Source organism: Streptomyces sp. NPDC055749, assembly GCF_053617235.1.
The window spans coordinates 186,868-207,042 of sequence record NZ_JBSHFH010000003.1 but is presented as its reverse complement, the minus strand read 5'-3'; the positions used below and the strand labels follow the sequence as shown (position 1 = coordinate 207,042).

The window sequence follows — 20,175 nt, the reverse complement described above, 5'->3', positions numbered from 1 at the left end:
TCAGAGCGCGTCGGGGCCGCGTTCCCCGGTCCGTACGCGGATCGCCGTCTCGACCGGCACGCTCCAGACCTTGCCGTCACCGATCTTGCCGGTGCGGGCGGCCTTGACGACGACGTCGATGAGCTGTTCGGCGTCCTCGTCCTCGACGAGCACCTCGATACGGATCTTCGGTACGAGGTCGACGGTGTACTCGGCACCGCGGTAGACCTCGGTGTGGCCGCGCTGGCGCCCGTAGCCGCTGGCCTCCGTGACCGTCAGGCCCTGGACGCCGAAGGCCTGGAGGGCCTCCTTGATCTCGTCGAGCCGGTGCGGCTTCACGACTGCGGTGATGAGCTTCATGCGTCCACCTTCTTCTTCGGAGCTGCCTTCGTGTCGGGTCCCGAGGTGCGCGGGGAGGTGCCGCCCCCGGCGCCACTGAAGTCGTACGCCGTCTCGGCGTGCTCGACCTGGTCGATCCCGGAGATCTCGTTGTCCTCGGGAACGCGCATCCCGATCGTCTTGTCCAGGGCGAAGGCGAGGACCGCGGAGACGACCAGAGAGTACGCCAGGACCGCGAAGACTCCGATGGCCTGCTTGCCGAGCTGGTCGAGGCCGCCGCCGTAGAAGAGGCCCTTGACGTCGGACTGGACACCACCGGTGGCGAAGAGGCCGACGAGCAGGGAGCCCGCGACACCGCCGACGAGGTGGACGCCGACGACGTCCAGGGAGTCGTCGTAGCCGAAGCGGTACTTGAGGCCGACCGCCATGGCGCACAGCACACCGGCGATGGCACCGACCGCGATGGCACCGAGCGGGCTGACCGCACCACCCGAGGGGGTGATGGCGACGAGGCCCGCGACGGCGCCGGATGCCGCGCCCAGCGTGGTGAAGGAGCCGTGGCGGACCTTCTCGTAACCGAGCCAGGCGAGCATCGCGGCGGCGGTGGCGACCTGCGTGTTGACGAACATGACCGCGCCGACGCCGTCGTCGTTGCCCAGCCACGAGCCGGCGTTGAAGCCGAACCAGCCGAACCAGAGCAGACCGGCACCGAGCATCACGAGCGGCAGGCTGTGCGGACGCATCGGGTCCTTCTTGAAGCCGACGCGCTTGCCGATGACGAGGATCACGCCGAGCGCCGCGGCACCGGCGTTGATGTGGACCGCCGTACCGCCGGCGAAGTCGATGACGCCCATCTCGAAGAGCCAGCCGCCCGCGCCCCAGACCCAGTGCGCGACCGGGAAGTAGACGACGGTGACCCAGAGCGTGATGAACAGGGCCCAGGAGGTGAACTTGACCCGGTCGGCGAGAGCGCCGCTGATCAGGGCCGGGGTGAGGATGGCGAACATCAGCTGGAAGACGGCGAAGACGTAGACCGGGATGGTGTAGCCGTCCCAGAGTTCGGTGACGCCGATCCCGCTGAGGCCGACGTAGTCCGAGGTCCAGCCGACGACCGAGCCGATGTCGGCGCCGAAGGCCATGCTGAATCCGTAGAGCACCCACAGGATCGTGACGATCCCGAGGCTGATGAAGCTCATCATCAGCATGTTGAGGGTGCTCTTGACGCGGACCATGCCTCCGTAGAAGAAGGCCAGGGCCGGGGTCATGAGCATCACCAGAGCCGAGCAGATGAGCATGAACCCGGTGTTGGCGGCAGACAGCTCAGGGGCGTCTGCGGCAAGCGTCGTGATGCCTGGGGGCATCGGCGTCTCCTCGTCGTCGGTGCGGCCTCGTGCGGGCGAGATTGCGGGGCCACTGGGGCAAAGGTGCGGGCCGGTTATGCGCCATGAGATTGGCCCAGCACCGTTTCCGCAGATGCTGCACGGTGTTTCGCGGCAGTGACGAAGAGGCGCGGTGTGTTACGTCCGAATGAACCGGGAGTGGCGTAAGCGCTGCGCTGCCTACCATGCCTCCTGCGCCGCATACGGTGCGGTTGAAACGGCCGGAGACGTGAACCGGCCACGAAAACCACCCGTTGACCTGGCAATGGGGGAGCCGAGTCGGGCTGTACGGGATGGTCGGCGTGGCCGGTGGCGGGTGAGCCGGGTCAGACCGCTTCGGCGGTCTCCGGCAGCTGCTCGTGGAGCAGCTCGGTGAGCCTGGCGACATCGGAGACGTCTCCGAAGTCCCTGGCCGCGGTGTCGACGGTCTTGCGGAGCCGGGTGTTGACCCGCTCGGAGCGGACCTTCCTGGCGACTCTCAGTGCCTGGGTGGCGAGCACGGTGGACTGCTCGGGCTCCCGCTTGAGCAGGTGGACGGTGGCCATGCCGATGAGATTCAGCGCGTACGACCGCTGGTGCTCGTCGTCCTCGCCGAAGAGCTCGACCGCCTTGTCCATGACGGGCTCGGCCAGTGAGGCGTACGTGGGGCTGCGGCCCGCGACATAGGCCAGGTCGCGGTAGGAGTGGGCGTTCTCCCCGTTGAGCTCGGCCTCGGAGAAGAACCGGATCCAGTCGGGCTCGGGTTCACCGTCGAGCCCGGCGTCGAGGAAGGTGTCCTCGGCCATCCGGACCGCCCGCTTGCACTTGCTGGGCTGGCCCATGTTGGCGTAGGCGCGGGCCTCCATCGCATACAGCATGGCCTGGGTGCGCGGGGTGGCGCAGTCCCGGCTGCCGTACTGCGCGAGGTGGATGAGTTCCAGGGCGTCGTCGGGCCGCCCGAGGTGGATCATCTGGCGGCTCATGCTGGAGAGCACGTACGAGCCGAGGGGCTTGTCGCCGGCCTCCTTGGAGGCGTGCAGGGCGAGGACGAAGTACTTCTGGGCGGTGGGCTGGAGACCGACGTCGTAGCTCATCCAGCCCGCGAGCTCGGCCAGTTCGGCCGCGCACCGGAAGAGCCGGGTCGCGGTGGCCTGGGGCTGCGGCTCCTGCAACAGGTCGGTGACCTCGTGTAGTTGACCGACGACCGCCTTGCGCCGCAGTCCGCCGCCGCACTGGGCGTCCCACTGGCGGAACATCGCCGTGGTGGATTCCAGCAGGTCCAGCTCGGGGCCCGAGAGCCGGGACGGGCGGCGGGCCGCGGCCGGTGATTCGGGTTCGGCGGGCGCCCCGGCGGGGACGGGCACCAGCCAGCGCTGCATGGGTTCGATCAGGGCCGGGCCCGCGGCGAGGGCGAGCGCGGAGCCGAGGAAGCCGCGCCGGGCGAGCATCAGGTCGCTGCGGGAGAACTCGGACAGCAGGGCGACGGTCTGCGGGCCCGCCCACGGCAGGTCGACTCCGGACACGGAGGGCGACTGGTGTGCCGCGCGCAGCCCGAGGTCCTCGATGGCGACGACGGTGCCGAAGCGCTCCGAGAAGAGCTCGGAGAGGATGCGCGGGATCGGCTCGCGGGGCTGTTCGCCGTCGAGCCAGCGCCGCACCCGGGAGGTGTCGGTGCTGATGTGATGGGCGCCCATCTGCCGCGCCCGCCGGTTCACCTGTCGCGCGAGCTCGCCCTTCGACCAGCCGCTGCGCACGAACCATGATCCCAATTGCCCGTTGGGGCGCTTCCCGGCATTCGTCTCGCCTGCGCCGCTGCCACTCACTGGAACGCCCCCATCCCGCCGAAACCTGTCGCGCGAACCTCTATCAGAATGCCGTGCATCGGTGCCGTCCGTACGGAGGTTGCACACCCTCGCACAGGAAATCGGGTTGCCTCCGGCATACCCATGGGTGCACATACTTCCAGGGTTCGTGTACCGACGGTAATCCTACGATCACCCCTCTCGCGAGGGTCATTGCAGAAACGCCACCATTCGCCACCCCTTCGAATGAACCCGCCCGGCGTCGCCCGCGATTCACTTGACACGCGGCGATCAGCGGCGGGCGGAGTGAAGCACGCAGGGGCGCGCGGAACATGGCGCACCACCCCGGCAGCACCCGTACGACGACGGATCGACGACGACGCGGAGTACGGATCAGTGCCTCCGGGTCGTAACCACCGGTGAGTCGGACCCGTTGGAGGGGGCATGGGCTTCACGATCGGCGGCATCCGTGAGATGCGATCCGGCTCGCGGCGCCGCGGCCGTACGGCCGAGGGCACAGCGGTGGCCGAGTACACAGGACTCTGGGGCTGGGCGGTGACGCCGGGTGCGCGGGCCTCCGCGGGCTCCTGCTCGTGCGGGGACGCGGCCTGCGCCGCCCCCGGCGCCCATCCGCTGGACTTCGCAGGCGAGGTCCCGGCGGGCGCCCCGCTCGATATCGCGGCCGGCGCCTGGGCCGAGGTCCCCGGCGCCGCGATGCTGCTCCCCGTGGGCCGCACCTTCGACATCCTCGACGTCGCCGAAGCGGCCGGGCGCCGCGCGCTGGTGCGGCTTGAGCGGATGGGCCTGCCGCTCGGTCCGGTGGCAGCCACCCCGACCGGCCGGGCACAGTTCTTCGTGGCCCCCGGCGCCGCGGCCGAACTGCCCGAACTGCTCTACCGGATGGGCTGGGACGACGCGGACCTCGATCTGCGGGCCCTGGGTCCCGGCTGCCACATCACGGCTCCGCCGTCCGACCTGGGGGGCCTGGGGCCGGTCCGCTGGCTGCGCCCGCCGGCGCCGGACACCGCGGGCACTCCCCCGCAGGCGCGGCTGCTGCTGGGCACGCTGGCGTACAGCTGCCACCGCTCGTAGAGCGGACACACTGCCCGGACATGCGCGAGGGCCGGACGAGCCTGCACACGGCTTGTACGGCCCTCGCACGCGTACGCCGACGGCTCAGCGGAGACGTCAGTCGCCGATCAGCGCGTCCACGAAAGCCTCGGGCTCGAACGGGGCGAGATCGTCCGGACCCTCGCCGAGGCCGATCAGCTTCACCGGTACGCCGAGCTCACGCTGGACGGCGATGACGATGCCGCCCTTGGCGGTGCCGTCCAGCTTGGTCAGGACGATGCCGGTGATGTCGACGACCTCGGCGAAGACGCGGGCCTGCACCAGGCCGTTCTGTCCGGTGGTCGCGTCCAGGACGAGCAGGATCTCGTCGAGCGGTCCGTGCTTCTCGACGACCCGCTTGACCTTTCCGAGCTCGTCCATCAGACCGGTCTTGGTGTGCAGACGGCCCGCGGTGTCGATGAGCACGACATCGGCGCCCTCGGCGATACCTTCCTTCACGGCGTCGTAGGCGATCGACGCGGGGTCGCCGCCCTCGGGTCCGCGGACGGTGCGGGCACCGACGCGCTCGCCCCAGGTCTGGAGCTGGTCGGCGGCGGCGGCACGGAAGGTGTCGGCCGCGCCGAGCACGACGCTGCGGCCGTCGGCGACGAGCACGCGGGCCAGCTTGCCGGTGGTGGTGGTCTTGCCGGTGCCGTTGACACCGACGACCATCACGACGCCGGGGGTCTCGGCCCCGCCCTCTGTCCTGACCGCTCGGTCGAAGTCGGTGCCGAGGAGAGCGATGAGCTCCTCGCGCAGCAGCTTGCGCAGCTCGTCGGGGGTACGGGTGCCGAGGACGCGGACACGTTCGCGGAGCCGCTCCACGAGTTCCTGGGTGGGGGCGACGCCGACGTCGGCGGTGAGGAGGGTGTCCTCGATCTCCTCCCAGGTGTCCTCGTCGAGGTTGTCCCGGGACAGCAGCGTGAGCAGGCCCTTGCCCAGGGTGTTCTGTGAGCGGGCGAGCCGGGCGCGCAGCCGTACGAGACGGCCCGCGGTGGGCTCGGGGATTTCGATCGCGGGGGCGGCGGGCGCCTCCGGTTCGGCGGTGGCCGGGGCTTCCCCGGTATCCGGGAGTCCGGCCTCCTCGATGGTGCGCCGCGCTTCGTCGCGCGGCGCCTCGGCTTCCTCGCCGACATGGGGTTCGACGGGAGAAGTGATGGTCGGCGTGCTCGACGGGGGCGAGGGCGGCAGCTGCTTCTTCTTGCGGCTGCTGACCACGAGCCCGCTGATCAGGCCGACCGCGACCAGGGCGATGACTACGGCAAGGATGACGATTTCGGCGAGTTCCATAACCCGACCAGTATCGGCCACGAAGGGTGGCGAATCGCAGAAGGTGCGAACCGTAAAAGAAAATTCGGAGGGCGATGTCGAGAACCCGCGTCCGGCTCCGTCCCCGTAGTGAACGCGGCCACAATGGGCCGCACGAGCACCGAGGAGAACCACGATGTCCAAGTACCTGCTGCTGAAGCACTACCGCGGCGCCCCGGCTCCGGTGAACAACGTCCCCATGGACCGGTGGAGCCCGGAGGAGATCTCGGCTCATGTGCAGTACATGAACGACTTCGCGGCCCGGCTGGAGAAGACGGGCGAGTTCGTCGACGGTCAGGCGCTCGCCCCCGAGGGAGCGTGGGTCCGGTACGACGGTGAGGGGCGCCCGCCGGTCACCGACGGACCGTTCGCGGAGACGAAGGACCTCATCGCCGGCTGGATGATCATCGACGTCGACAGCTACGAGCGCGCCGTCGAGCTGGCCGGGGAACTCTCGGCCGCCCCCGGGGCGGGCGGCAGGCCGATCCACGAGTGGCTGGAACTGCGTCCGTTCTACGGCGAGCAGCCCACCATCACGGAGTGACGTCACCGATGGACGAGGCGCTGCTCAGGAGCCTCACGCCGAACGTGCTCACCGTCCTCGTCCGCCGCGGAGCCGACTTCGCGGCGGCCGAGGACGCCGTACAGGACGCGCTCGTGGAGGCGTTCCGCGTCTGGCCGGCCGGCCCTCCGCGGGATCCGAAGGGCTGGCTGGTCACCGTGGCCTGGCGCAAGTTCCTCGACGCGACGCGCGCCGACTCCGCCCGCCGCCGGCGTGAGGACCGCGTCGAGGAGGAGCCTGCGCCCGGTCCGGCGCCCGCGGTGGACGACACGCTGCAGCTCTACTTCCTGTGCGCCCACCCGTCGCTGACCCCGGCATCGGCGGTCGCGCTCACGCTGCGTGCCGTCGGCGGGCTGACCACCCGCCAGATCGCCGAGGCGTATCTGGTGCCCGAGGCGACCATGGCGCAGCGCATCAGCCGGGCCAAGCGCACCGTCTCCGGCGTGGGCTTCGACCGGCCGGGCGATGTCGCCACCGTGCTGCGCGTCCTCTACCTCGTCTTCAACGAGGGCTACTCCGGCGACGTCGACCTCGCCGCCGAGGCCATCCGGCTCACCCGGCAGCTCGCGGCCCGCATCGGCCACCCCGAGGTGGCCGGGCTGCTCGCCCTCATGCTGCTCCACCACGCCCGGCGTGCCGCCCGGACCGCGTCCGACGGCAGCCTGGTGCCGCTCGCCGAGCAGGACCGCGGCAGGTGGGACACCGCGTTGATCGCCGAGGGCGTCGTGATCCTCCAGGCGGCCCTCGCCCGCGACCGGCTGGGCGAGTTCCAGGCCCAGGCCGCCATCGCGGCACTCCACGCCGACGCGCCCACCGCCGATGAGACCGACTGGGTGCAGATCGTCGAGTGGTACGACGAGCTCGGGCGCCTGACCGGGAGCCCGGTCGTCCGGCTCAACCGCGCGGTCGCCGTCGGGGAGGCCGACGGACCGCGCGCCGGTCTTGCGGCGCTCGCGGCGCTGGACGCCGCACTGCCCCGCCACACCGCGGTGGCGGCGTACCTCCACGAGCGCGACGGCGACCTGGCGACGGCGGCACGGCTGTACGCCGAGGCGGCCGACAAGGCGCCCAACCTCGCCGAGCGCGACCATCTGACGCGCCAGGCCGCCCGGCTCAACGCCCGCCGGTGCCGCTGACGGGTGAGCGATCCGGTCGTCCTGCCCCTGTTTTTCTGACGCTACGTCAGCTACCGTCCCGCCTCGCCAGGCCGATCCGAGAAGGGGACATGTCATGGCGTTCACAGTGCTCCGGTTCAATCTCGTCGATCCCGCCGCCACCCCGGACACCCTCTCGGCCCGCTACCGCGCGGCGCTGGAGATGTCCCGGTACGCCGATGAGCACGGCATCGACACCGTGCAGACCGAGGAGCACCACGGGGCCGGCAACTCCTGGCTCCCCTCCCCCTTCGTCTTCGCCGGCGCCGTCTTCGGCGCGACCCGGCGGATCGCGGTCACGGTCTCGGCGATCATCGGCCCCCTGCACGACCCGCTGCGGCTGGCCGAGGACATCGCGGTGCTCGACCTGCTGAGCGCAGGCCGGCTCGTGACGGTGGCGGGCATCGGCTACCGGCCCGAGGAGTACGAGCGGGCGGGGGTCGAGTGGGGCCGGCGCGGCAGGCTCCAGGACGAGCTGCTGGAAACCCTGCTGCTGGCGTGGACCGGAGAGCCTTTCCCCTACCGGGGGCGTACGGTCCGGGTCACCCCACGCCCGTACACCCGGCCCCGTCCGATGCTCCTGGTGGGCGGCAGCTCGCGGGCCGCGGCGCGGCGGGCGGCGCGGCTGGGGCTGCCGTTCTTCCCCAGCGCGCATCTGCCGGAGCTGGAGGCGTATTACCACGAGCAGCGCGCCGAGCACGGGACCGAGGGCTTCTGCATGATGCCGGCGGCGAGGACGCCGCTGCTGCATCTCTCCGAGGACCCGGACCGGACCTGGGCGCTCCACGGCGAGCACTTCCTGCACGAGGCGCGTACGTACGCCTCCTGGCAGTCCAAGGACATCCGCTCGGCCGTGCGCTCGACGGCGACGACGGTGGAGGAACTGCGCGCCGAGGGCGTCTACCGGGTGCTCACACCGCAGCAGTGCGCGGAGCTCGACGCCGACAGCCTGGTGCTGCATCCGCTGTGCGGCGGGATGCCCGTCGAGGAGGGGTGGAACAGTCTGCGGCTGTTCTGCGAGGTGGCCGGAAGCGGAACTGCCCCGGCTCAGCAGGGCTGAGCCGGGGCAGTTCCAGGTTCGAGAAGAGGGGCAGCGGGGATTAGCCCATCTCCTCCAACGCCTTGCCCTTGGTCTCCTTCACGAACTTGAGCACGAAGGGGATCGAGAGCACGGCAAAGACCGTGTAGATGATGTAGGTGCCGGAGAGGTTCCAGTCGGCGAGGCTCGGGAAGCTCGCGGTGATCGCCCAGTTGGCGATCCACTGCGCGGAGGCGGCGACGCCGAGTGCGGCGGCGCGGATCCGGTTCGGGAACATCTCGCCGAGGAAGACCCAGACCACGACGCCCCACGACAGGGCGAAGAAGAGTACGAAGACATGGGCCGCGACCAGCGCGACGACGCCCTCGGTGTTGGGCAGCTTGCCGTCGACCAGGTCGGCGGAGAACGCCCAGGCCTCGAAGGCCAGCGCGATCGCCATACCGCAGGAGCCGACCAGGGCGAGCGGCCTGCGGCCCACCCGGTCCACCAGGACCATCGCGATCACCGTGCCGATGATGTTGATGATCGATGTGGTGAACGAGAAGAAGAACGAGTCGGTCGGGTCGATACCGACGGACTGCCACAGCGTCGCCGAGTAGTAGAACGCCACGTTGATGCCGACGAGCTGCTGGAAGACCGACAGGCCGATACCCACCCAGACGATCGGCAGGAACCCGAAGCGGCTGCCGAGCAGGTCCTTGAAGGTGGACTTGTGCTCACGGTGCATGGCGGTCTCGATCTCGGCCACCCGCGCGTCGAGGTCGATGTGCTCGCCCTCGACCTCGGCAAGGATCTCGCGGGCCCGGCCCTTCTTGCCGACCGAGATCAGGAAGCGCGGCGACTCGGGGATAGCGAACGAGAGGAGCCCGTACAGGACCGCGGGCACGACCATCACGCCGAGCATCCACTGCCAGGCTTCGATGCCCGCGATCTCACCGCGCTGATCGCCGTCGGCGATCTGGAGGATGCCGTAGTTGACCAGCTGCGAGACGGCGATGCCGATGACGATGGCCGCCTGCTGGAAGGAGCCGAGCCGGCCGCGGTAGGCGGGCGGCGAGACCTCGGCGATGTACGCGGGGCCGATGACGGAGGCCATACCGATGGCGAAGCCACCGATGATGCGCCACATCGCCAGGTCCCAGAGCGCGAAGGGGAGCGCGGAGCCGACGGCACTGACGGTGAAGAGCACCGAGGAGATCTGCATGCACCGGATGCGGCCGATCCGGTCGGCGATACGTCCCGCCGTCGCCGCGCCGATCGCACAGCCGATCAGGGCGATGGCGATGACCTGGGCGAGCGTCCCGGAGCCGATGTCGTACCGGTCGCGGATCGCCTCCACCGCGCCGTTGATCACCGAGCTGTCGTATCCGAAGAGGAAACCGCCCATCGCGGCGGCTGCCGTAATGAAGATGACATGGCCGAGGTGGTCCGGGTGGGCCGCTCGGGCCCCGGACGCCGGTCCGTTCGCTGTGCTGGTCACATGAACTCCTGATGCCTGGCCGCTACGTCAGGCGTGGGGGGCGAGCTCTCCCAAGTGGCACACAAGTTCCACAGCGCCACCACTTGAAGGTAAAAACGACGTTGCAGAGACTATGCGTTCAAGTCTCGAAGTCAAACGTCGGGTGAAGGAGAGTGAAGACCCACATCTACCCAGGAACACCCAAAAGGCGCGTTGAAGTCGTGACGATTGAGTAAAAGGACAGGAAAGGAAGCAAGAGAGGTCAGCGGAGGCGCTGACTGATCACCTTGGAGACCCCGTCGCCCTGCATGGAGACGCCGTACAGCGCGTCGGCGACCTCCATCGTCCGCTTCTGGTGCGTGATCACGATGAGCTGCGAGCTCTCCTGGAGCTCCTCCATGAGCCGGATCAGCCGCTGCAGGTTCGTGTCGTCGAGAGCCGCCTCGACCTCGTCCATCACATAGAACGGACTGGGCCGGGCCTTGAAGATCGAGACCAGCAGCGCCACGGCCGTCAGCGACCGCTCACCGCCCGATAGCAGGGAAAGCCGCTTGACCTTCTTGCCCGGCGGACGGGCTTCGACGTCGAGACCCGTCGTCAGCATGTTGTCGGGATCAGTCAGGATCAGCCGTCCCTCGCCACCGGGGAAGAGCCGCGAGAAGACACCCTCGAACTCGCGGGCCGTGTCCCGGAACGCCTCGGTGAACACCTGCTCGACCCGCTCGTCGACCTCCTTGATCACCTGCATCAGATCGGCCCGGGTCTTCTTCAGGTCTTCAAGCTGCTCGGAGAGGAAGTTGTGCCGCTCCTCCAGTGCGGAGAACTCCTCCAGGGCGAGCGGATTCACCTTCCCGAGTTGCTGATACGCCCGTTCGGCGGCCTTGAGCCGCTTCTCCTGCTCGGCCCTCACGAAGGGCTGCGGCCGGTTGCGCGGATGCTCCGGATCGTCGGGCAGCTCCTCGCCCTCGGCCGCGGGGGACGGCGGCACCAGCTGGCCGGGGCCGTACTCGGCGGCCAGCCCCGCCGGCTCCACGCCCAGTTCCTCCAGGGCCTTCGCCTCCAGCTGCTCGATCCGCAGCCGCTTCTCGGCGCCCAGCACCTCACCGCGGTGGACGGAGTCGGTCAGCTTGTCCAGCTCGTCCTTGAGCGCGCGGCCCCGGACGCGCTCGGCCGCCAGTCCCCGTTCCCCCTCCGCCTTCGCGGCCTCGGCCGACGCCCGCTCCTGCTCCGCCCGTACGACGGACACCTCCACGTGCGCGAGCAGTTGACGGGCGCCGGAGGCCACCGCGGAGGCGACCTCCGCCTCGTGCCTCAGCCGGGCACGGCGCTGTTCGGCGCGGGCGCGGGCCTCTCGTTCGGCGCGGGCCCCGCGGTCCAGGGAGTCGGCGCGCCCGGCGAGTGCCTTGACCCGTTCCTCGTGGGTACGGGCCTGGAGGCGGGCCTCCATCTCGGTCTGGCGGGCGTTGGCCCCGTCGGCGGCGAGCCGGTCGCGCACGGAGGTGTCGGGCTCCTCCTCGACCGGGGTCTCCTCGGCGACCAGCAGCCGTTCGGCAAGCTCCTCTGCTTCCTCGGCCGCCCGGTCCAGCGCCTCCTGGGCGCGCGCCGCGGAAGCCGTCGTACGCTCCGCCTCACCGGCTGCGCCACGGGCCTGCCCGGCGAGCCGGCCGAGCTGCTGCGCCACCCCGGACTTCTCGCGCTCGGCGGCACGGCGGCGCTCCCCCAGTTCCTCGACGAGGGCCGCACTGTCGCGGCGCCGCTCCCCCGCGAGCTGCTGGGCGGCGGCGAGCTCGTCGCACCGTACGGCCAGCTCCGCCAGCTCGGCGGCGGCCTCGTCGACCGATGCCTGTACTTCGAGGAGGCTGGGCGCCCCGGCCGAACCGCCGTGCGCGAAGTGCGCCCCCAGCACATCGCCCTCACCGGTCACGGCGATCACTCCGGGCCGGGCCGCGACCAGATCCTCGGCGTCCTCCAGCGTGCCGACGACCACCATGTCGCGCACCAGCCTCCGCACGGCGCCCATCAGCCCGGCGGGCCCGCTCACCAGATCCACGACAGCGGGCTCCCGGCCCCGACCGGCACCGGAACCGTCCTCCGCGGCGAGGTCACCCGCCTCGGGCGCCGCACCGAGCAGCAGCGCCGCGCGCCCCGCGTCCTGCTTGCGCAGCAGCCTGATGGCGTCGGCCGCCGTGGCGGCGTCCGTCACCGCGATCGCGTCCGCCGCGGCGCCCAGGGCCGCCGCCACCGCGACCTCGTACCCCGGTACCACCGTCAGCAGTTCGGCGGCCGGGCCGAGCAGCCCGGCCAGCCGGTCCCGAGCGTCGAGCAGCGCGCCCGTGCCGTCCTTGCGGCGCAGGCCGAGCGCCAGCGCCTCGTGGCGGGCCGCCACCGCAGCGCGCTTGCGTTCCGCCGCGGTGGCGTCCTCCCGCGCCGCGCTGTGCACGGCCTGTGCCCCGGCGAGCTCCCGCTTGGCGGCGTCGTGCCGCTCACCCAGCTCCGCGTCGTCGGCGTCCAGGCCCTCGACCTCGGCCTTGAGCTGTTCGTACTCCTCCTGGGCGGCGACGGCGCGGTCCCTGGCCTCGTCGCGGGAGGCCGCCAGCCGGTCGATCTCCGCCTGCGCCGAACCGGCCCGGCCGCGGGCGGCGTTGACCTGGCCGCGCAGCCGGGCCAGGCCCTCGCGCCGGTCGGCGATGGCGCGGGCCGCGTCCTTGAGCCTGCGCTCCTCCGCGGCCAACTCCCGCTCCAGGTCGGAGCGGTGCGCGGTGGTGTCCTCCAGTGCGTGTTCGGCCGCCTCCAGCGCGGCCGTCAGCTCGGCCTCCTGCTCGCGGATCCGGGCGGCCTCGCGCTCCATGCTCTCCGGGTCCCTGAAACCCTGCCCGCGCCGCTCGTCCTCGGGCGCTTCGGTGGCGCTCTTCACCCGGGCGTCGGCGAGCGAGACCGTGCCCCTGACCCGCTCGGCCAGCTGCGACAGCTCGTACCAGGTCTGCTGGGCCCGCTGGAGCCGCGGCGCCAGCCGCCGTACCTCGTCCTCAAGATCCGCCTCGCGCCCCAGGGCCGCCTTGAGTTCCGCCTCGGCGGCCTCCCTGCGCTGCTTGAGCGCGGCCTCGTCGGCGATCTCGGTGCGCAGCGCCTCGTTCAGCCGCACCAGGTCGTCGGCGAGCAGCCGCAGCCGGGAGTCGCGCAGATCGGCCTGGATGACCGCGGCGCGGCGGGCCACGGCGGCCTGCCGGCCCAGGGGCTTCAGCTGCCGCCGCAGTTCGCCGGTGAGGTCCTGGACGCGGGCCAGGTTGGCTCCCATCGCCTCCAGTTTCCGCAGCGCCTTCTCCTTGCGCTTGCGGTGCTTGAGCACTCCCGCCGCTTCTTCGATGAATGCGCGCCGCCCCATCGGATCGGCGTGGAGTACCGAGTCCAGCCGGCCCTGCCCGACGATGACATGCATCTCCCGGCCGATACCGGAGTCCGAGAGGAGTTCCTGAATGTCGAGGAGCCGGCAGGTGTCGCCATTGATCTGGTATTCGCTGCCGCCGTTGCGGAACATGATCCGCGTGATGGTGACTTCCGCGTACTCGATCGGCAGCGCGCCATCGGAATTGTCAATGGTCAGCGAGACCTCCGCACGCCCCAGCGGTGGCCGGCCGGTGGTACCGGCGAAGATCACGTCTTCCATCTTGCCGCCGCGCAGGGATTTGGCTCCCTGCTCACCCATGACCCACGAGAGCGCGTCCACCACATTGGATTTGCCGGATCCATTGGGTCCGACGACACAGGTGATCCCGGGCTCGAACCGCAGGGTCGTGGCGGAGGCGAATGATTTGAAACCACGCAGGGTCAGGGCCTTGAGGTGCACGCCGCCGGACTCTACCTTTCACTCTCGGTTTCGCTGATGAAGGTGCAGGGCACATCAGACGGTAAGCCAAGGGCTGTGTGTCCGGGGCGGGACCGGGGGGAATCACCGAGACATCGCTGCGGGGGAAAGAAAAAGGGACGCCGAGGCGTCCCCTGTACTTGTTGCAGCCCACGCTACGGACCGAGGCCGACCGGCTTCACGAGCAAACCGTGTGGACCAGGGACGACGATCCGTGACGAAGGCATTCCGGTGATGAACTCAAGCGGCTGCCGCATGCGGCCCGGCCGGCCCCGACTGGGCACCGGTCAGGTCAGCGCGGGCTCCGCCTGAGGTACGTCGATGTCGATGCTGTCGAGCAGCGACTCTTGGTGCTGAGCGGCGGCGTTCAGCGCGTCGTTCTCGTCCTGGATCCGTACGAGCTCGGATTCCAGGTCCTGGACGCGCTGCTGGAGCCGTCGCATCTCGGCGAGGAGTCGCGGGTCGGAACCGCCGACGTAACCGAGAAGCGCCTTTGCCATGATGGATGGTCCTCCACACTGAGTGACCGACCGAAGCGGTGTGGGTCGTGGGAATCGCACCCGCGGTGCTCGGCAGTGCTCTGTCATCACTGCGGTTCTGCTGGGTTCTGCTGCCAACCAGCTCTGCCAAACAGCTAAGGTGCGCGGGGTTTTCAGCGTCTCACCAAAAAGTTTGACGGTCAACACGATCACACCCCGTATAGGCGGGCGTCCCGGGGGTGCGCGGCGTTTCGATCATGCGGCGCGACTCTCCTGCGGGGCCCTGGGGGGCGTGGAGATCTTCGTTACCGCCGCAGCCTGGCATGCCTGTCCACTCTTGGCAACCATGACCGGCCGACGCGTCAATTCGCAGGTCATTTCGGGTGCGCCGCCCCGAGAGGGATCACGGTCACAGCTCGCGGCACCTCGAATACGGAGCGGATACGGGGAGGATCCGGACCGGGTCCCCGACTCCCGTTCAACGGATTGCGAATCCCTCATATCCACCGCGCGGGGTGTCCCAGATCTCAGTGACTCCGTCCACGTGGCCGGGTGTGTCGTCGGAGCGGAGCCAGTCCAGCAGACGGTGGCAATTCTCACGTGACCCTTCCGCTACCACCTGCACCCTTCCGTCGTCGAGATTGAGTGCGAAGCCGCGGAGGCCACCGATCTCCAAAGCGTTTGCCCTGGTGAACCAACGGAACCCTACTTGCTGTACTCGGCCGCGTACCCAAACGACGAGTCGTGCATCTTCGTTCATACCCGAACGCTAACCGGCCAATAGCTCGCGCAGCACTTCACCCCTTTACGTCATGGCGTACAGTCCGGTCGCAATAGCCTCACCCGATCGGGTGAGGCTTGCGAGAGTCAAGGTGACGCCGCAAGGGCGTTCCGGAGCACACGGAAGGCACAGCGCATGGGACGCCACGGCAAGAAGCGGGCTTTCACACCCGTACGCACGGGTCTCCTCGGCGTCTCCGCGGCCGTGGCCGTCGGCGCCGTCGCCGTCACCTCCGGTCTGCTGCCCGGTGGCGACACGCTGGACATACGCGGCAGCTCCGCCGCGGACCAGGTCCGCACCGGCGGCGCACCCGACCTGCTGACCCAGGGCGGCACGACGGCCTCGCCGTCCGACCGCGCCTCGGCCTCCACCGGGACGAGCCGCTCCAGCGAGCGCCCCGCGGCCCCCTCCACCTCGGCTTCTCCCAAGAAGACCAGCAAGCCGGCCGCGACCCCGTCCAAGGACGCGAAGCCGTCCGAGCAGCCGACGAAGGCGCCCACCGAGAAGCCGTCCAAGAAGACGAGCGCCGCCCCGGCCCCTAAGGCCCCGGCCGCACCGAAAACCTCGGCCCCGGCCCCCAAGCCCTCGGCCCCGGCATCCGACGCGACGGCCTCCACCCGCGCCGCGGTGCTCACCCTCGTCAACCAGGAACGCGCGAAGGTCGGCTGCAGCCCGGTCTCGGCGTCCCGCGGACTGACCTCACTCGCCCAGAACTTCAGCGAGGACATGGCCGAGCGTGGCTTCTTCTCCCACACCGACCCCGACGGGGCGAGCCCGTGGGACCGGGCGACGAAGGCGGGCGTGCTGGGGCTCGGCGCCGAGAACATTGCCCGCGGCCAGGCCGACGCACAGGCCGTGATGGACGGCTGGATGAACAGCGACGGCCACCGTGCAAACATTCTCAACTGCGACTACAAGACGCTCGGCGTCGGCGTGCACTTCGGCTCAGGCGGCCCCTGGTGGACGCAGGACTTCGGCCTCTGAGGCTCCTACGAGCTGCGCGGCGGCCTCTGGCAGCGCGGGCAGAAGTAGCTGGAGCGGTTCATCCAGGCGCGGCGGCGGATCGGCGTACCGCAGCGGTTGCACGGCTCCCCCTCGCGTCCGTACGCGTCCAGTGACCGGTCGAAGTAGCCGGACTCGCCGTTCACATTGACGTAGAGGCTGTCGAAGCTGGTGCCGCCCTGGGCGAGCGCTGCGTTCATGACGTCCCGGACGTGCCCGAGCAGCACGGCCGTCGTGGGACGGGTGAGCGTCGCCGTGGGCCGCTCGTAGTGCAGCCGGGACCGCCACAGGGCCTCGTCGGCGTAGATGTTGCCGACACCGCTGATCAGCGTCTGGTCGAGCAGCGCGCGCTTGACCGTCGTACGGCGCAGCCTGAGCGCGGTGTGGAACGCCGCGTCGTCGAAGGCCGGGTCGAGCGGGTCGCGGGCGATGTGCGCGATGGTGTCGGGCAGCCCGTCTGGAGTGTTCTCGTGGAGCGAGAGCCCGCCGAAGGTCCGCTGGTCGACGAAGCGCAGCTCGGTGCCCAGGTCGTCGTCGAAGGCGATCCTGATCCGCAGATGCTTCTCGTCGGGCGCGTCCTGCGGCTGTACGAGCAGCTGCCCGCTCATCCCCAGGTGACCGAGGAGCGAGAAGGTCATCTCGTCGAGCGGCACCCACAGGTATTTACCCCGCCGCATGGCCGTGCCGAAGCGGATGCCACGCAGCCGGGCCGCGAAGTCCGGCCCGCCCGCGAGGTGCCGGCGCACGGCACGCGGATGCAGGACCTCCACCTCACCGACGGTGCGCCCGGCGACCCAGCGCTCCAGACCCCGCCGTACGACTTCGACCTCGGGCAGCTCGGGCACGGTGACGCTCCTGGGGAGAACTGGGCGGTGCGGGACAGGGAAAACCCCCCGGCGCACCAGGCACCGAGGGGCTTTCTCATGGTTCAGGCCGGAGCGACGTCCGTGTTCGGCGGCGACGGTTCGGCAGGGGTGTCGGCGACCCCTGCTTCGGCTGCGGCCTTGGCCGCCACCTGTCGCGCTTCCGCGTCGGCGCTGATCTCGCGCCAGGCGGACTCCGCCGCCTGTTGCTCCGCTTCCTTCTTGCTACGGCCGGTGCCGGTGCCGTACGAGACACCACCGACGCGAGCAGCAGCAGTAAAGGTCTTCTCGTGATCCGGGCCGGTCTCCGTGACGAGATACTCGGGAACCCCGAGGCTCTCGCTCGCGGTGAGCTCCTGGAGGCTGGTTTTCCAGTCCAGGCCGGCACCGAGGCTGGAGGACCTGTCGATCAGCGGGTCGAAGAGCCGGTGAACCAGCTCCGAGGCCGCGCCGAGGCCCTGGTCGAGATAGACGGCGCCGATCACTGCTTCCAGTGTGTCGGCGAGGATGGAAGCCTTGTCCCGGCCACCCGTGCCCTCTTCACCGCGGCCGAGCCGGATGAAGGAGCCGAGTTCGAGGCCGCGGCCCACTTCCGCAAGTGCACGTGAGTTGACCACCGCGGCCCGCAACTTGGCCAGCTGGCCTTCGGGCAGGTCGGGGTGGGTTCGGTACAACGTGTCCGTGACCACCAGGCCGAGCACCGAATCCCCGAGGAATTCGAGCCGCTCGTTGGTGGGCAGACCGCCGTTCTCGTATGCGTACGAACGATGGGTCAGCGCACGCACCAGAAGGGCGGACTCGAGGTGATACCCGAGCCGCCCTTCCAGAAGCGTGTGGGACGAGGCTGTGTTGACGTTGTCTGCCTGCTTCTTGGCGCTGGACAACTCAGACATCGGGCCTCTCACCAGCCGCTCAGACCTCGAGGACCTGGCGCTTGTTGTAGGTGCCGCAGCTCGGGCACGCAATGTGCTGGAGCTTCGGCTCCTGGCAACGCTCGCACGAAACCAGGGTGGGGACCGCAGCCTTCCACTGCGACCGGCGGTGGCGCGTGTTGCTGCGCGACATCTTCCGCTTCGGAACAGCCACGGCTACTTCTCCTGCTTCTCGTCGACGCCTGCTTCGGCGCCGCCCATGTTGTCCTTCTCGCCGTCCTGAACGGTCTCGGCGAGTCCTTGCAGTGCCGCCCAACGAATGTCGACGGCATCGTGGTGGTGGCCAGGATTCTCGTCCAGCCTGATTCCGCATTCGGAACACAGACCGGCACAGGTCTCCTTGCACACCGGCTGCAGCGGCAGTGCGAGCACCACCGCGTCACGCAGCACAGACTCGAGGTCGAACAAGCCGTCCTCGAGGAAGAACCTGTCCTCGTCGTCCTCGGCGTCGTCGACCGGCTCCGCAGTCCTGCTGCGGCCCCGGTCATCGGCGTCAGGGTACGAGAACATCTCCTGGAAATCCGCCGAGACCTCTCGGCTCAGCGGCTCCAGACACCTTACGCACTCCGCTTCGGCCGTCGCACGGGCGGTGCCTGTGACAAGCACCCCTTCCATGACCGACTCGAGGCGGAGGTCGAGCGCCACGGGCGCGCTTTCCGGCACACCGATGACTCCGTCGATACCCAGGTCCTTGGGTGCCTCCACCGAGCGGGTCAGCCGCTTGAGGGCACCAGGACGCCGACCCAGCTCGCGCGTATCGAACACGAGAGGGTTGCGGTGGTCGAGGTGGCCGTTCAGGGCTTTTCCTGCTTTCGAGTCATGTGTGCATCGCGCTGCGCCGGGGAAGGCTGTCCCGGATTCATATGGAGAAGCGGGCAGCCGGAATCGCGGACATAGGCGCGACCGAATGGCCAGGATACTGGACGCACCGCCCAGCACCCAATCGGGTCCCGCGTGCTCCGGACCGATCCGGTCAGCGGCCCTGTTCGTAGCGGCGCAGCTGCTCCAGATCGATCATGCTGGTGTCGAAGAGACTGGTCTCGTCGAGCGCGCTCTCGCCCTGCTGCGCCGGGGGCTGGACCGGCTGCTGCGGCCAGCCGTACTCCTGCTGGGGCTGCCCCTGGTTCGGGTCGTAGCCCTGCTGCGCGTACGCGGCGTACGGGTCGGGCTGCTGCTGGTACCCGTAGGCGTCCTGCTGGACGGGCTGCTCCTGATACCCGTACGTCTGCGCGTACTGCGGCTCGGGCTGCGCCTGGACCTGGTAGTCGGGCTGGGCCTGGGCCGGGAAGTGGGGCTGCTGGGGTACGGGCTCCGGGGTGGCGAGGTCGGCCAGGCCGGCCCAGTGGTCCTCGTCGCTGGTGTGCCCCTGGCTGCCCGCCGCGTCCTGGGCGGCCATGTGCGCCCCGAGGTCGTCGGTGGCGACCCGGCCGAGCAGCTTCTGCCGCCCGCGGCCGACCGCTTCCAGGGTCTTGGCGAGTACGGCCTCGAAGGCACCGAGCTTGGTGTCGACGTACTCGTCCGCCCGGCGCTGGAGCGTCTCCGGGTCGGCGCTGCGTTCCGGCGCCTCGGCGAAGTCCGGGTCCTCGTACCCCTGGCCCTCGTAGCCCTGGCCGCGGCCGAGGAGCTTCTCGCGGCCCCGGTCGACGGAGCCGATGGTCTTGGTGAGGACGACCTCGAAGTTGGCGAGCTTGCTGTCGACGTACTCGTCGGCCTCGGCCTTGACCTCTTCGGCGTCCTTGCGGGCCTCGTTAAGGATGCGGTCGGCCTCGTCCTGGGACCGCCGGGCGATCTCCGTGTCCGAGATCAGCGAGCCGCGCTGGGCGTGGGCGGACTCGATGATCCGCTCGGCCTCCTGGCGGGCCTGCTCGACCAGCTGCTCGCGTCCGCCGATCAGCTCCTGGGCGTGGGCGAGGGAGTTGGGCAGGGCCTCGCGTACCTCTTCGAGCATGGCGAGCAGCTCGGCGCGGTTGACCACGCACGACGCCGACATGGGCATGGACCGGGCGTTCCCCACCGATTCGACGATCTCGTCGAGCTTCTTCTGCACGTCCACCGTGTGCTCGCCACTCTCTGCTGCTGTTGGAGACGGACGGGACGACTGTAAGGCCAGTCGGCTCCCGTCCGACACCTGGTGACGGACGGTCAG

Annotated in this window: 18 protein-coding genes; 5 read left to right on the top strand and 13 right to left on the bottom strand. The window is 70.0% G+C overall.

All coding sequences use genetic code 11. The features are described from left to right. The 3 genes from ACWGO0_RS03840 to nsdA all read right to left on the bottom strand — a co-directional run bounded on the left by ACWGO0_RS03840 (position 1) and on the right by nsdA (position 3,499). Positions 1 to 339 carry a P-II family nitrogen regulator gene (locus ACWGO0_RS03840; protein ID WP_014048583.1) on the bottom strand — a complete coding sequence of 113 codons (339 nt, stop codon included), beginning with the start codon at positions 337 to 339 and terminating at the stop codon, positions 1 to 3. Further along, entirely contained in the window at positions 336 to 1,679 is a 1,344-nt protein-coding gene (locus ACWGO0_RS03835) for an ammonium transporter (RefSeq protein WP_453527446.1), read from the bottom strand. Before ACWGO0_RS03835 ends, ACWGO0_RS03840 begins: the two co-directional genes overlap by 4 nt. Before the next feature lie 344 nt (positions 1,680 to 2,023). Beyond that, the gene (gene nsdA / locus ACWGO0_RS03830; RefSeq protein ID WP_453527444.1) at positions 2,024 to 3,499 is read right to left on the bottom strand and encodes a transcriptional repressor NsdA; all 1,476 of its coding nucleotides are present in this window, start codon (positions 3,497 to 3,499) and stop codon (positions 2,024 to 2,026) included. 423 nt (positions 3,500 to 3,922) lie between these two features. On the opposite strand from nsdA, the gene ACWGO0_RS03825 reads away from it, so the two are divergent. After that, positions 3,923 to 4,570 carry a bifunctional DNA primase/polymerase gene (locus ACWGO0_RS03825; RefSeq protein WP_453527441.1) on the top strand — a complete coding sequence of 216 codons (648 nt, stop codon included), beginning with the start codon at positions 3,923 to 3,925 and terminating at the stop codon, positions 4,568 to 4,570. A gap of 96 nt (positions 4,571 to 4,666) precedes the next feature. On the opposite strand, the gene ftsY is transcribed toward ACWGO0_RS03825, so the two are convergent. Further along, positions 4,667 to 5,878, bottom strand: a complete 1,212-nt coding sequence (gene ftsY, locus ACWGO0_RS03820) for a signal recognition particle-docking protein FtsY (protein ID WP_453527438.1) — start codon at positions 5,876 to 5,878, stop codon at positions 4,667 to 4,669. Positions 5,879 to 6,032: 154 nt separating this feature from the next. On the opposite strand from ftsY, the gene ACWGO0_RS03815 reads away from it, so the two are divergent. The 3 genes from ACWGO0_RS03815 (at position 6,033) to ACWGO0_RS03805 (ending at position 8,672) form a co-directional block, all read left to right on the top strand. Continuing rightward, positions 6,033 to 6,440, top strand: a complete 408-nt coding sequence (locus tag ACWGO0_RS03815; RefSeq protein WP_453527435.1) for a YciI family protein — start codon at positions 6,033 to 6,035, stop codon at positions 6,438 to 6,440. An 8-nt stretch (positions 6,441 to 6,448) separates the two neighbouring features. Continuing rightward, complete coding sequence (locus ACWGO0_RS03810) at positions 6,449 to 7,594, top strand: RNA polymerase sigma factor (RefSeq protein WP_453527567.1); 1,146 nt, start codon at positions 6,449 to 6,451, stop codon at positions 7,592 to 7,594. A 94-nt stretch (positions 7,595 to 7,688) separates the two neighbouring features. Beyond that, the gene (locus ACWGO0_RS03805; RefSeq protein WP_453527432.1) at positions 7,689 to 8,672 is read left to right on the top strand and encodes an LLM class flavin-dependent oxidoreductase; all 984 of its coding nucleotides are present in this window, start codon (positions 7,689 to 7,691) and stop codon (positions 8,670 to 8,672) included. 40 nt (positions 8,673 to 8,712) lie between these two features. Here ACWGO0_RS03805 and ACWGO0_RS03800 read toward each other — a convergent pair whose 3' ends face one another. From ACWGO0_RS03800 to ACWGO0_RS03785, 4 genes are all read right to left on the bottom strand, one after another. Next, positions 8,713 to 10,131 carry a sugar porter family MFS transporter gene (locus ACWGO0_RS03800; protein WP_453527430.1) on the bottom strand — a complete coding sequence of 473 codons (1,419 nt, stop codon included), beginning with the start codon at positions 10,129 to 10,131 and terminating at the stop codon, positions 8,713 to 8,715. Positions 10,132 to 10,372: 241 nt separating this feature from the next. Further along, positions 10,373 to 13,954 (bottom strand): chromosome segregation protein SMC, encoded by a 3,582-nt coding sequence (smc, locus tag ACWGO0_RS03795; protein WP_453527427.1) that lies wholly within the window; start codon positions 13,952 to 13,954, stop codon positions 10,373 to 10,375. Positions 13,955 to 14,259: 305 nt separating this feature from the next. Next, positions 14,260 to 14,472 carry a hypothetical protein gene (locus tag ACWGO0_RS03790; protein WP_018551753.1) on the bottom strand — a complete coding sequence of 71 codons (213 nt, stop codon included), beginning with the start codon at positions 14,470 to 14,472 and terminating at the stop codon, positions 14,260 to 14,262. A 457-nt stretch (positions 14,473 to 14,929) separates the two neighbouring features. Further along, positions 14,930 to 15,211: an acylphosphatase gene (locus ACWGO0_RS03785; protein ID WP_453527424.1), complete on the bottom strand. Its 282-nt coding sequence runs from the start codon at positions 15,209 to 15,211 to the stop codon at positions 14,930 to 14,932. Positions 15,212 to 15,367: 156 nt separating this feature from the next. Here ACWGO0_RS03785 and ACWGO0_RS03780 point away from each other — a divergent pair, with 156 nt between their 5' ends. Continuing rightward, positions 15,368 to 16,216, top strand: coding sequence for a CAP domain-containing protein (locus tag ACWGO0_RS03780; RefSeq protein ID WP_453527421.1), 849 nt, complete (start codon positions 15,368 to 15,370; stop codon positions 16,214 to 16,216). 5 nt (positions 16,217 to 16,221) lie between these two features. Here the strand turns inward: ACWGO0_RS03780 and mutM are convergent, their stop codons facing one another. The 5 genes from mutM to ACWGO0_RS03755 all read right to left on the bottom strand — a co-directional run bounded on the left by mutM (position 16,222) and on the right by ACWGO0_RS03755 (position 20,082). Then, positions 16,222 to 17,079, bottom strand: coding sequence for a bifunctional DNA-formamidopyrimidine glycosylase/DNA-(apurinic or apyrimidinic site) lyase (gene mutM, locus ACWGO0_RS03775; RefSeq protein WP_453527418.1), 858 nt, complete (start codon positions 17,077 to 17,079; stop codon positions 16,222 to 16,224). 83 nt (positions 17,080 to 17,162) lie between these two features. Next, positions 17,163 to 17,990 carry a ribonuclease III gene (gene rnc, locus ACWGO0_RS03770; RefSeq protein WP_453527415.1) on the bottom strand — a complete coding sequence of 276 codons (828 nt, stop codon included), beginning with the start codon at positions 17,988 to 17,990 and terminating at the stop codon, positions 17,163 to 17,165. A 19-nt stretch (positions 17,991 to 18,009) separates the two neighbouring features. Next, positions 18,010 to 18,183: a 50S ribosomal protein L32 gene (gene rpmF / locus ACWGO0_RS03765; RefSeq protein ID WP_003965982.1), complete on the bottom strand. Its 174-nt coding sequence runs from the start codon at positions 18,181 to 18,183 to the stop codon at positions 18,010 to 18,012. A 2-nt stretch (positions 18,184 to 18,185) separates the two neighbouring features. After that, positions 18,186 to 18,794, bottom strand: coding sequence for a YceD family protein (locus ACWGO0_RS03760; protein ID WP_453527413.1), 609 nt, complete (start codon positions 18,792 to 18,794; stop codon positions 18,186 to 18,188). A gap of 208 nt (positions 18,795 to 19,002) precedes the next feature. Continuing rightward, entirely contained in the window at positions 19,003 to 20,082 is a 1,080-nt protein-coding gene (locus ACWGO0_RS03755; RefSeq protein WP_453527410.1) for a cell division initiation protein, read from the bottom strand. Positions 20,083 to 20,175 lie beyond the last annotated feature (93 nt).

Coding starts and splice junctions, on each gene's coding strand:
- ACWGO0_RS03780 (WP_453527421.1), top strand. CDS start 15,368: ATGGGACGCCACGGCAAGAAGCGGGCTTTCACACCCGTACGCACGGGT.
- ACWGO0_RS03815 (WP_453527435.1), top strand. CDS start 6,033: ATGTCCAAGTACCTGCTGCTGAAGCACTACCGCGGCGCCCCGGCTCCG.
- ACWGO0_RS03805 (WP_453527432.1), top strand. CDS start 7,689: ATGGCGTTCACAGTGCTCCGGTTCAATCTCGTCGATCCCGCCGCCACC.
- ACWGO0_RS03825 (WP_453527441.1), top strand. CDS start 3,923: ATGGGCTTCACGATCGGCGGCATCCGTGAGATGCGATCCGGCTCGCGG.
- ACWGO0_RS03785 (WP_453527424.1), bottom strand. CDS start 15,211: ATGAACGAAGATGCACGACTCGTCGTTTGGGTACGCGGCCGAGTACAG.
- ACWGO0_RS03810 (WP_453527567.1), top strand. CDS start 6,449: ATGGACGAGGCGCTGCTCAGGAGCCTCACGCCGAACGTGCTCACCGTC.
- rnc (WP_453527415.1), bottom strand. CDS start 17,990: ATGTCTGAGTTGTCCAGCGCCAAGAAGCAGGCAGACAACGTCAACACA.
- ACWGO0_RS03790 (WP_018551753.1), bottom strand. CDS start 14,472: ATGGCAAAGGCGCTTCTCGGTTACGTCGGCGGTTCCGACCCGCGACTC.
- ACWGO0_RS03840 (WP_014048583.1), bottom strand. CDS start 339: ATGAAGCTCATCACCGCAGTCGTGAAGCCGCACCGGCTCGACGAGATC.
- ftsY (WP_453527438.1), bottom strand. CDS start 5,878: ATGGAACTCGCCGAAATCGTCATCCTTGCCGTAGTCATCGCCCTGGTC.
- ACWGO0_RS03835 (WP_453527446.1), bottom strand. CDS start 1,679: ATGCCCCCAGGCATCACGACGCTTGCCGCAGACGCCCCTGAGCTGTCT.